Raw genomic sequence first — 11666 nt, forward strand, 5'->3', positions numbered from 1 at the left:
GACAGAATCCCTTCCTAGACTGCCATCTCACCAGGTGGATACCCGTCAGCCGATCGGGGAAACCGGGAGCACGACCGCCGCGGGTGGCGCCGACCGGCCCCGCGGGCAGCGCGTTCGCCGCGCCGAGGGCGGTCCGGTTGCACCGAGCCACCCTCTCTCGACTACGGTGATCGTCTACGCGGTTGAAAAGCCAGCCGCAAGCCACCCGGCGCCCGAGAGGGCACCAGGGTCAGCGAGAGCTGTGGGCTTGCCTGGGCCGGCACCCGCGTGTCCGTTGCGGCTCTTGCACTGCTGGCCTGGCTGACCGGTACCCACGTGTGAGAGAGGAGCCCGACCGTGGTCGGGGACAACGGCCGTGACGATTCGCTGACCGCGCGGATCGCCAGCCTTGAAGCCGAGGTGAGAGGGCTGCGCAAAGCCGTGCAGACACGCACCGTGATCGGGCAGGCCACGGGCCTGATCTCCGCGGTGCAGGGTTGCACCCCGCAGGAGGGGTTCCAGCTGCTCGTCCGCATGTCGCAGCACCACAACGTGAAGCTGCACACGATAGCCCTCAAGCTGCTCGACCTCTCGGCCGAGCTGGGACCGCGCCAGGCCGTGCGCGCCGTCCACCAGTCCGCCGAGCCGAACGGCCGGGTCGCCGCCTCCGAGTGGCCCGGGGTCGACGTGGTGCACGCGGCCCGGCGGCTGGTCGCGGCGTACGACGCGGCGCAGGGGGCCGGTGACGAGCAGCCCGAGGTGCGCCGGCAGCTGGCCGACCAGGTCACCCTGGCCGGCCAGCTGCTCGCGGAGAAGCTCACCGAGGTGGGCTGGCTACCGGAGGGCTGAGCACCGCGAAGGAGTCGCCGGGCAGGCGCACGACCTGCCCGGCGACCTCCACACCGGCGGAGGCCAGCAGCACGTCCGGCGGTCCGTCGAACCGCACCTCGGCGTCCGGGCCCAGGTTGGCCAGCACGCGCAGCGGGCCGCGGTGCAGCTCCACCACACCGTCCCGCTCCCGCACCTCGAACCGGTCCAGCCGCGGGTCGGCCAGCTCGGGCCGCTCCCGGCGCAGCGCGATCAGCGCCCGGTAGGTCTCCAGCAGCTCCCGGTGGCCGTCGGCGGTCACCTCGTCCCAGCGCAGCGCCGAGCGCCGCACCGTGGCGGGGTCCATCGGGTCGGGCACCTCCTGCTCGTCCCACCCGTGCCGGCCGAACTCGCGCCGCCTGCCGGTGCGCACCGCCTCGGCCAGCTCCGGGTCCGGGAACGACGCGAAGAACTGCCACGGCGTGCTCGCCCCCCACTCCTCGCCCATGAAGATCATCGGCGTGTACGGCGAGCACAGCACCAGGGCCGCGCCGACGGCCAGGCGCCGGGGCGGCACCTTCGCCGACAGCCGGTCGCCGGTGGCGCGGTTGCCGACCTGGTCGTGGTTCTGCAGGTAGGCCAGGAACCGGTAGCCGGGCAGCCTGCGGTCGACCGGGCGGCCGTGGTGGCGGCCCCGGAACGACGACCAGGTGCCCGCGTGCAGGAACACGTCGCGCAGGGTCCGGCCGAGCTGCCCCTCGAAGTCCGGGTAGTAGCCGAACGTCTCGCCGCTGAGCGCGACGTGCAGCGCGTGGTGCAGGTCGTCGGCCCACTGGGCGTGCAGGCCGTAGCCGCCGCCCTCGCGCGCGGTGACCAGGCGGGCGTCGTTGAGGTCGGACTCGGCGATCAGCGTCAGCGGCCGGCCGAGCCCCGCCGACAGCGCGTCCACCTCGGTGGCCAGCTGCTCCAGCAGGTGCAGCGCGCTGCGGTCCACCAGGGCGTGCACGGCGTCGAGCCGCAGGCCGTCGACGTGGAAGTCGCGCAGCCAGCCCAGGGCGTTGTCGATCACGTACCGGCGGACCTCGTCCGAGCCCTCGCCGTCGAGGTTGAGGCCGGGGCCCCAGTCGTTGCTGCCCGCGAAGTAGGGCCCGAACCGGTCGAGGTACGCGCCGGAGGGCCCGAGGTGGTTGTAGACCACGTCGAGCAGCACGGCCAGCCCGCGCGCGTGGCAGGCGTCGACGAACCGCTTGAACCCGTCCGGCCCGCCGTAGGGCTCGTGCACCGCGCCCCACAGCACGCCGTCGTAGCCCCAGCCTGCGGTTCCGTCGAACGAGTTGACCGGCATCACCTCGACGTGGGTGATCCCCAGGTCGACCAGGTGGTCCAGTCGCCCGATCGCGCCGTCGAAGGTGCCCGACGGGGTGAACGTGCCGATGTGCAGCTCGTAGACCACCGCGCCCGGCAGCCCGCGCCCGGTCCACGCCGAGTCGGTCCAGGGGAACGCCGAGTGGTCGTAGACCCGGGACGCGGAGTGCACGCCGTCGGGCTGCCAGAGCGACCGGGGGTCGGGCAGGGCGTCGCCGTCGAGCACGAACGCGTAGTCCGCGCCCGCCTCGCGGGGCACGTCGGCGTGCCACCACCCGCCCTCGCCCGCGACCATGTCGTGCTCGCGGCCGTCGACCCGCACCCGGACGCGCTCGTGCGCCGGGGCCCACACCGAGAAAGTCACCGATCTCCTCGCACCAGCAGCGCAACGGGGTAGCGGTCCAGCAGGTCCGCCAGGCGGGGGGCACCGGCGGGCACCGGGCGGGAGGTGAGCACGTCGGTCCACTCCCCCGGCGGCAGCGGCAGCACCGTGTCGCCCCAGCCGCCCGCGTCGGCCAGCCCGACGGGCAGCCGGGTGGCCACCGCGACCAGCCCGGTCCGCTCGAAGGCGACCGCGTGCCGCGCGGCCGGGCCGCTCGCCGGCAGCGGCCGGTAGCCGCGGAACAGCTCCGGCCGCTCCCGGCGCAGCCGCAGCGCGCGGTGCACCACGAGCAGCTTGGCCGCGCCGGAGTCGTCGACGTCGGGCAGCCAGCCCTCCTCGATGCGCCGCAGCAGCCTGCGCCGCACCTCGTAGTCGACCGGGCGGCGGTTGTCGGGGTCGACCAGGGACAGGTCCCACAGCTCGGTGCCCTGGTAGACGTCGGGCACGCCGGGCGCGGTCAGCTGCACCAGCTTCTGGCCCAGCGCGTTGGACCAGCCCGGCAGCACGACCCGGTCGACGAACTCGGCGACCTCGGCGGCCACCGGACCGTCCAGCACCTGGTCGGGCCACGCGGCCACGGCCGCCTCGAACTCCTCGTCGTGGTCGGTCCAGGTGGTGCGGACCTTGGCCTCCTTGGCGGCCTTGTCCAGGTAGGCGCGCATCCGGTCGGCGGTGATCGGCCACGCGCCGACCAGGGACTGCCAGGCCAGCATGTTCAGCGACGGCTCGTCGATCGGGTGCTCGGCGGTCCACCGGCGCACGTGCCCGGCGAACTCGTCGGGGATCTCGGCCAGCACGGCCAGCCGGGCGCGCACGTCCTCGGACCGCTTGGTGTCGTGCGTCGACAGCGCCGTCATGGCCAGCGGCGTCCCGGCCTCGCGCAGCGCGGCCCGCCGGTGGAACTCCTCGGGCGGCACGCCGAACCGGTCGGGCGCGCCGCCGACCTCGTTGAGCGCCGCGAACCGGGTGTAGCGGTAGAACGCGGTGTCCTCGGTGCCCTTGGCGACCACCATGCCGGAGGTCTGCTGGACGCGGGTGGCCAGCTCGCCGCCCGGGTCGGCGCGGACCTGCTCGTCGAGCGCCCGCGCGGCCGGGCTCGTGGACGCGGCCACGGCCGCCCGCCACGCGTCCAGCCCCTCGGGCAGGTAGGAGCGGTAGACCGGGAAGTTGACCATGACCTCGGCCACGGCCCGCTCGGCCTCCGCGCGGTCCGGGTGGCGCACCAGCGCGGCGATCCGGCGCACCTCGGCGCGCAGGATCGTGTCGGCCACCAGCGCGCGGCTGGTGTGCTCGACCTCGGCGAAGTCGACGGGCACGCCCAGGTCGCGGGCCAGGTCGGTGAACCCCGCCTCGCCCGCCGGGTCGACGAACAGCCCGCACACCTCGCGCAGCGCGTCGTAGCCCGTGGTGCCCTCGACCGGCCAGCTCGCGGGCAGCGCCTCGTCCGCGCCGAGGATCTTCTCCACCACCAGCCACACGCCGGAGCGCTCCTTGAGCCGCCGCACGTACCCGCCGGGGTCGGCCAGGCCGTCGGGGTGGTCGACCCGCAGGCCGGTCACCTCGCCCGCGGCCACCCACCGCAGCACCTCGCCGTGCGTGGCCTCGAACACCTCCGGGTCCTCCACGCGCACGCCGGCCAGCGTGGTGATGTCGAAGAACCGCCGGTAGTTCAGCTCGGCGTTGCCGCGCCGCCAGAACGCCAGCCGGTAGTGCTCGTGCTCCTCCTCGGAGCCCTCGTCGCCGGCGAAGGGCAGCAGCAGCTTGCCCGCCTCCCAGTCGACGTCGAAGTAGCCGGCGTAGCGCGACCCGCGCCCGTGCCGCAGCACGTCCGACCACCAGGGGTTGACGTCGTTGTCGCCCACCGCCATGTGGTTGGGCACGATGTCGAGCACGAACCCGAGGCCGGCCTGCCGCAACGCCTTGCTCAGCGCCACCCGGCCGGCCTCGCCGCCCAGCTCCTCGCGGGCCCGGGTCGGGTCGACCACGTCGTAGCCGTGCGTGGAGCCGGGCACGGCCTCCAGCACCGGCGAGGCGTAGAGCGCGCCCGCGCCCAGCGCGTCCAGGTAGTCCACCACCGCCTCCGCGTCGGCGAAGGTGAAGTCGGGGGTGAACTGGATGCGGTAGGTCGAGGTGGGGGCGCCCGGTGGTGTCCCGCTCATTCCTGTCCCGTCCGCTGCAGCACGACCAGGGACCGGGCGGTGAGGGTGAGCGTGCCGCCGGCGGGGATGGGGTCGCCGGCCAGCTCGGGGGTGACCACGGCGCCGGTGGCGGTGTCGACGACGGCGGTCCACTGGGCGCCGTACCCGGGTTCGGGCAAGGTGATCTCGATGTCCTCGTGGTGGGCGTTGAAGGCGAGCAGGAACGAGTCGTCGAGCACGCGCATGCCGCGCTGGTCGAGGTCGGGGATGCCCTCGCCGTTGAGGAACACCACGATGCAGCGCCCGAAGCCGCTCTCCCAGTCCTGCTCGGTCATCTCCTCGCCGGCCGGGGTGAACCAGGCGATGTCGCGCAGCTCGTCGCCCTTGCGGATGGGCTTGCCCTGGAAGAACCGGCGCCGCCGCAGCACCGGGTGGCGCTTGCGGAACTCGGTGAGCGCGGCGGTGAAGTCCACCAGCTCGCGGTTCTTCTCCGCCAGCGACCAGTCGACCCAGGACAGCTCGTTGTCCTGGCAGTAGGCGTTGTTGTTGCCCTGCTGGCTGCGGCCGAGCTCGTCGCCGTGCAGCAGCATCGGCACGCCCTGGGACAGCAGCAGGGTGGCCAGCATGTTGCGCTGCTGGCGCACGCGCAGCTCGTTGACCTCGGGGTCGTCGGTCGGCCCCTCGACGCCGCAGTTCCACGAGCGGTTGTCGTCGGCGCCGTCGCGGCCGTCCTCGCCGTTGGCCTCGTTGTGCTTGCCGTTGTAGGAGACCAGGTCGGACAGGGTGAAGCCGTCGTGCGCGGTGACGAAGTTGATCGAGGCGTACGGCCGCCTGCCGTCGTCCTTGTAGAGGTCCGACGAGCCGGTGATGCGCGAGGCGAACTCGCCCAGCGTGGCCGGCTCACCGCGCCAGAAGTCGCGCACGGTGTCGCGGTACTTGCCGTTCCACTCGGTCCACAGCGGCGGGAAGTTGCCCACCTGGTAGCCGCCGGGGCCGACGTCCCAGGGCTCGGCGATGAGCTTGACCTGGCTGACCACCGGGTCCTGCTGGACCAGGTCGAAGAACGTCGACAGCCGGTCCACGTCGTAGAACTCGCGCGCCAGGGTGGCGGCGAGGTCGAAGCGGAACCCGTCGACCCGCATCTCGGTGACCCAGTAGCGCAGCGAGTCCATGATCAGCTGGAGGGTGTGCGGGCTGCGCACGTTCAGCGAGTTCCCGGTGCCGGTGTAGTCCATGTAGAACTTCGGCTCGTCGTCGACCAGGCGGTAGTACGCCTGGTTGTCGATGCCGCGCATGGACAGCGTCGGGCCCAGGTGGTTGCCCTCGGCGGTGTGGTTGTAGACCACGTCGAGGATGACCTCGATGCCCGCCTCGTGCAGGGCGCGCACCATGCCCTTGAACTCCTGCACCTGCCCGGCGTTCTCCGGCAGCGCCGCGTAGCCCTCGTGCGGCGCGAAGAAGCCGATGGTGTTGTAGCCCCAGTAGTTGCTCAGGCCCTTCTGCTCCAGGACGTGGTCGCTGATGAACTGGTGCACGGGCATCAGCTCGATCGCGGTCACGCCCAGGCTCTTCAGGTGCTCGATCACCGCCGGGTGCGCCAGGCCCGCGTAGGTGCCGCGCAGCCGTTGCGGCACCTCCGGGTGCAGCATGGTCAGGCCCTTGACGTGGGCCTCGTAGATCACGGTCTCGTTGTAGGGCGTCTTCGGCGGGCGGTCGTTGGCCCAGTCGAAGAACGGGTTGACCACGACCGACAGCGGCACGTGGCCGGCCGAGTCCTGGTCGTTGCGCTCCTCGGGCGAGCCGAACGGGTAGCCGAACAGCGACTCGTGCCACTCCACCGCGCCGGTGATCGCCTTGGCGTACGGGTCGATCAGCAGCTTGTGCGGGTTGCACCGCAGGCCCCGGTCGGGGTCGTGCGGCCCGTGCACGCGGTAGCCGTACTTCTGGCCGGGGCCGACACCGAGGAGGTAGCCGTGGTGGACGAAGCCGTCCACCTCCGGCAGCCGCACCCGGGTCTCGGTCCCGTCGTCGTGGAACAGGCACAGCTCGACGTAGTCCGCGACCTCGGAGAAGAGGGTGAAGTTCGTGCCGACGCCGTCGTAGGTGGCGCCGAGCGGGTAGGGAGTTCCGGGCCAGGGCCGCACAGGGTTTTCCTCCGGACGAGCTGAGACTTACCGACCCCTACCGTTGTAGATCAAGACCTGCCGGTGTGCGACCTGACGAGCTGACCGCGGGCCGCGACCAGCAGCAGGCGGGCTTCCTGGAGCTCGGCGTAGCGGAGGTGTTCGGCGGCCGCCTCGGCGCAGGCCACGGCCTGGCCCAGGGCGGGGTTCGCGCCGGCCTCGGTGCGGCGCAGGGCGTCGCGCAGCGACTCCTCGGCGTGGTGCGTGCCGGACTGCGGGTCGGCCAGGTTCGACGGCCGGACCGCGGTGAGGACCCGTTCGACGGCCGCTTCGAGCACGTCGGCGGGATGCGCGGCGCGGGTCGCGACGGGGGCGGTCTGGGCGGGCAGTTCGGGCAACAACCCGGTGCGGGCGACGAGCTCGGTGTTCACGGGTGAATGCCACCTCCAACCATGGCGCGGGTGACGGGCTAGACCATACTCCGCAGGTGGGCGGCCCGCGGTGACGTGCGTGTTTCGGATCATGCGCCGCGCCCGGCGGCGAGGGCGGCGGCCACCCGGCGCACGCGCGGGTCGTCGAACAGGTCGGCGAGCGCGACGGGCAGCGGGATCCGCCAGTTCGGGTACTGGTCGGTGGTGCCGGGCAGGTTGGGCTGGCGGGTCTCACCCAGCGCATCCTGGGGTGATGTCAGCACGAGGACCGAGCGGGCCCGGGCGAGCAGTGCGTGGAACGCGGTAACCAGGTCATCGGCGGGAACACCCTCCTGCTTGAGCAGCTCTACCAACTCGTCCCGCTCGCGCGCGGCTGCCTCGTATTCCCCTTCCGGGGGACCTTCAAACTGCCCCAGTTCGGCTCGCACCCGAACGTGTTCGGCGGCCAGGAAGCCGGCCACCGTCGGCAGGTCGTGCGTGGAGATGCTCGCCATGGCCGACTCGCGCCACTTCTCCGGCGGCACCAGCGGGTGGTCGGGCAGGTCGTAGTCGCGCTGGAACCACAGCACCGCCGAGCTGAGCATGCCGTGCTCGTGCAGCGACTCGGTGACCTTCGGCTCCACCGTGCCCAGGTCCTCGCCGACGACGACGGCGCCCGCGCGGTGCGCCTCCAGCGTCAGCACGGCCAGCATCGCCTCGGCGTCGTAGTGCACGTAGGTGCCGCGCTTGGCCGGTTCGCCCGGCGGGATCCACCACAGCCGCCACAGGCCCGCGACGTGGTCGATCCGGATGCCGTCGGCGTGGCGCAGCACGCTGCGCACCACCGCGCGGAAGGGCTCGTAGCCCTGCTCGGCGAGCCGGTCCGGCCGCCACGGCGGCAGGTTCCAGTCCTGGCCGAGCTGGCTGAACGCGTCCGGCGGGGCGCCCACGGTGACGTCCGCGGCGAAGGCGTCGCGCCAGGCCCACGTGTCGGCACCACCGGGGTGCACCCCGACGGGCAGGTCGTGGACGACGCCGACTGGCATACCCGCATCGTGCGCCGCGTCACGTGCCCGGGCTAGCTGCTGCTCGCACAATTCCTGGAGCCACGCGTGGAACATCACTCGTTCGTGTGACGGCGTTGCGGTGGCGGGGTCCTGCTGCGCGGCGGGCCAGGTCCGCCAGTCGGGACCGTGCTCCTCGGCCAGCGCGCAGAACCGGGCGAAGTCCAGCAGGTCGCCCTCGGGCTCCCGGTGCTCCTCGTGCCGCCACAGCAGCTCCAGCGCCTCGGCCTTGGCCCGCCACACCGCGTCGTAGTCGATCAGCCCGGTGTCGTTGGGCGGGCGCAGCGCGTCGATCCGCGCACGGGTCTCCGCGTCGACCCGGTGGTAGGCGGGGACGTCGGTGACGCGCAGGTAGAGCGGGTTGGCGTAGCGGCGGCTGGACGGCGAGTACGGCGACCGCTCGACCGGCGTGGTCGGGCTGATCGCCTGCACCGGGTTGACCAGCAGCACGCCCGCGCCCAGCTCCTCGGCGCTGCGCCGCGCCAGGGTGGCCAGGTCGCCGTAGTCGCCCATGCCCCACGACTCGGCCGAGCGCATCGCGTAGAGCTGGAGCATCCACCCCCACGCCCGCGGCACGGCCGGCAGCCGGCGCGGCGCCACGATCACGGTGCGGTCGCCGAGCCGGTGGTAGCCCGGCGGCAGCGCGGCGGGCAGCTCCACCTCGCCGCCGTCCTCCAGCCGGATCGTGCCGGTCTCGTCGAGCACGTCGCCCTCGTGCAGCACGAGGGTCCGCGGCGGCGGCTTGGGCGCGGCCAGGGCGCGGCGCACCGCCTCCGGGGTGGAGGCGTCCACGTCCAGCTGCGCCAGGACCGCCACCACCACGTCCGCGTCGACGTCCGCGCGGCGCTGGTTGGCGTCCTCGTAGTGCGTGGCCACCCCGTGGGCCTCGGCCAGTGCCGCGAGCTCGTCGTCCACGCCGGACAGCTTCGTCTCCTCTGGTCGGCCCGAGCCAGGGCGACCGGGGCCGGTCACCCGAAGGATGCAGGTGGTTCGTCAGGTCAATAACCGCTGCGCGCCGCGCTCAAACCCGCCGACCGGAGGAATCGCGGACGACCAGCCGCACCGGCGGCGGCCCACCCGCGGCGTCCTCGCCGCGCAGCCGGGACAGCAGCACGTCCACGGCGTGCTCACCGCGCTCCCGCCACGCGCCCTCGACCGCGGTGATGCCCACCGCGCGGGTCAGCTCGGCACCGTCCAGGCTGACGATGGAGACGTCACCGGGCACGGCCCGCCCGTCGCGGCGCAGCCGCAGGAACACGCCCAGCGCCACCTCGCCGCTGGAGCTGATCACCGCCGTCGGCAGCCGCTCGGCGTCCAGCAGCACGTCCACCACCTGCTCGCCGCCCGCCACGGTCGGCGAGGACCACAGGGTCCACTCCGGACGCACGCGCAGCCCGCCGGCGGCGAGTTCCTCGTCGTGCGACTCGTCGCCGGTGACCACGAGCGCGACGTCCCGGTGCCCCAGCTCGACCAGGTGCCCGACGGCCAGGCGCAGCGCCTCGCGCAGGTCGTCGTCGCCGACCTCGACCACCGGCACGTCCAGCCCGCGCAGCGCCGCGCCCTCGGCCGGGGTGAGGTCGACCGACAGGGCGAGCACCCCGTCGACCCGGCGGGCCAGCGGCAGCTCCTCGAAGAAGCGGGCCCGGGCCGGCGGTTCCCCGAGCACGTAGAGCAGGACGTCGTAGCCGGCCTGCCGCAGCGCGCCCTCCGCGCCCGCGAGCAGGTCGCCCCGCCGGACGTCACCGGCCAGCACGGCGATCGCGTACCGCCGGCCGCCCGCGAGGCTCGACGCGTCGCGGGCGATGGCGTACCGCATCCGCTTGGCGACCTCCGTGACGTACCGGCGGGTCGCCTCCGAGACCCCCGGCTCGCCGCGCAGCGCCCGCGACACCGTCGCGGCGGACACCCCGGCGGCCCGCGCGACGTCGGACATGCTCGTCAACTTCCACCTCCCGGCCTGGTACGAGCCTATCCAGATCCGGGCGCCGGGCCTGTTGCGAACATCACTTGAGGGGCGGCGGTCGAGCAGCGGGGCTCACCGAGCGGCAGTCGGGGGACGGGCTCGGGAGACGGCGGCAGGCGCCCGGGACCTCGGGCCGGCCGTCAGGCCACCTGTCGGACCACCCCGTCGGGCCATCCGGCGACCGCCCGTCAGACCGGCCGACAAGCCGCTCGTCGGACCAGCCCGTCGGGCCATCCGGCGACCGCCCGTCGGACCACCCGACAAGCCACTCGTCGGAACACCCGACAGGTCGCCCGTCAGGCGTTCGGCGCGAGGGTGCGCACCAGTTCCAGCTGGTCGCCGCCGGTCGGCAGAAGGGCCATGACCGGCGTGTCCACCCCGTTGGCGGCGTACTCGGCGACCTTCCGCCTGCACTCGGCCACGCTGCCGTGCACGACCAGCTCGTCCACCACCTCGTCGGGGACGAGGGCACCCGCGCCGCGCCGGTCGCCGGCCGCCCACGCCTCGTGCATCGGTCGCAGCGCCTCGCCGCGGCCCAGCCAGTCGTGGAAGGCGGCGTAGGCGGGGACGGTGAGGTAGGTGCTGATCAGCATGCGGCCGAGGGCGCGGGCCGCGGCGGCGTCCTCGGTGGGGCAGACGAAGATCCGGGCGGCCAGTTCGGCGCCCTCGCCGAGTTCGGCGCGCACCTTGGGCACGTCGCCCGCGCCGAGCCAGTTGGTGATGGCGCCGTCGGCCTCGCGGCCGGCCAGGCGCAGCATGCTCGGGCGGAGGGCGGCGAGCATGATCGGCGGCGCCTGGGCGGGCACCCGCTCCAGCCGGAAGCCGCGCACCGAGAAGGTGTCGTAGTCCTCGGTGACCTTCTCGCCGCCCAGCGCGGCCTTGAGGAAGCGCAGCGTGTCGCGCGTGCGCTTGAACGGCTCGCGGAACTCCACGCCGTTCCACCGCTCCACGATCGCCGGTGACGAGGAGCCGATGCCCAGCACGAACCGCCCCGGGGCGATCTCGGCCATGGCGGCGGCCGTCATGGCCAGGGTGGCCGGGCCGCGCGTGTAGACGGGGGCGATCGCGGTGCCCAGCCGGAGCCGGTCGGACCACTGCGAGGCCAGGGCGAGCGGGGTGAAGGCGTCCGTGCCGGAGGTCTCGGCGGACCAGGCGTCCGCGTAGCCGAGGTCCGGCAGCTCGGCCACCAGCTTGGCGTGGTCGAGCACCGGCACGCCGGTCAACGGCAGGGTGATTCCCCAACGGGCCACGGTCGCCTCCCTGAGCATCCGGCCGCCACCGTACCGCAAGTTACCGACCGGTCGGTATGCCCTCGGGGAAGGATCTCCGGGACAAAGGGTGTAGGCGCGGGCGAACGGGGTATCCCGTCATCGAAGGGGCACCGGTCGCCGCATGTGCGTCCTCCACCCGGTGCCCCGCTCCACAACGTGCGACT

8 protein-coding genes are annotated in these 11666 nt (G+C 73.6%); 1 reads left to right on the forward strand and 7 read right to left on the reverse strand.

Annotated elements, in window-relative coordinates; translation table 11 throughout:
* The first annotated feature begins 336 nt into the window (after nt 1–336).
* Nucleotides 337–828: an ANTAR domain-containing protein gene (locus EKG83_RS35350; protein WP_051766460.1), complete on the forward strand. Its 492-nt coding sequence runs from the start codon at nt 337–339 to the stop codon at nt 826–828.
* Here EKG83_RS35350 and treZ read toward each other — a convergent pair.
* The 7 genes from treZ to EKG83_RS35385 form a co-directional block, all read right to left on the reverse strand.
* Nucleotides 797–2515: a malto-oligosyltrehalose trehalohydrolase gene (treZ, locus tag EKG83_RS35355; RefSeq protein ID WP_033433369.1), complete on the reverse strand. Its 1719-nt coding sequence runs from the start codon at nt 2513–2515 to the stop codon at nt 797–799. The genes EKG83_RS35350 and treZ overlap by 32 nt on opposite strands.
* Nucleotides 2512–4692, reverse strand: coding sequence for a malto-oligosyltrehalose synthase (gene treY / locus EKG83_RS35360; RefSeq protein ID WP_033433368.1), 2181 nt, complete (start codon nt 4690–4692; stop codon nt 2512–2514). The genes treZ and treY overlap by 4 nt, the downstream gene beginning before the upstream one ends.
* On the reverse strand, nt 4689–6815 hold the full coding sequence (gene glgX, locus EKG83_RS35365) for a glycogen debranching protein GlgX (RefSeq protein WP_033433367.1): 2127 nt from the start codon (nt 6813–6815) through the stop codon (nt 4689–4691). Before glgX ends, treY begins: the two co-directional genes overlap by 4 nt.
* Before the next feature lie 50 nt (nt 6816–6865).
* Complete coding sequence (locus EKG83_RS35370; RefSeq protein WP_033433366.1) at nt 6866–7225, reverse strand: hypothetical protein; 360 nt, start codon at nt 7223–7225, stop codon at nt 6866–6868.
* An 89-nt stretch (nt 7226–7314) separates the two neighbouring features.
* Complete coding sequence (malQ, locus tag EKG83_RS35375) at nt 7315–9183, reverse strand: 4-alpha-glucanotransferase (RefSeq protein ID WP_033433365.1); 1869 nt, start codon at nt 9181–9183, stop codon at nt 7315–7317.
* A gap of 106 nt (nt 9184–9289) precedes the next feature.
* The gene (locus EKG83_RS35380; protein WP_033433364.1) at nt 9290–10201 is read right to left on the reverse strand and encodes a LacI family DNA-binding transcriptional regulator; all 912 of its coding nucleotides are present in this window, start codon (nt 10199–10201) and stop codon (nt 9290–9292) included.
* 326 nt (nt 10202–10527) lie between these two features.
* Nucleotides 10528–11481, reverse strand: a complete 954-nt coding sequence (locus EKG83_RS35385) for an LLM class F420-dependent oxidoreductase (RefSeq protein WP_033433396.1) — start codon at nt 11479–11481, stop codon at nt 10528–10530.
* Nucleotides 11482–11666 lie beyond the last annotated feature (185 nt).

It is taken from the genome of Saccharothrix syringae (assembly GCF_009498035.1).
GTDB lineage: Bacteria > Actinomycetota > Actinomycetes > Mycobacteriales > Pseudonocardiaceae > Actinosynnema > Actinosynnema syringae.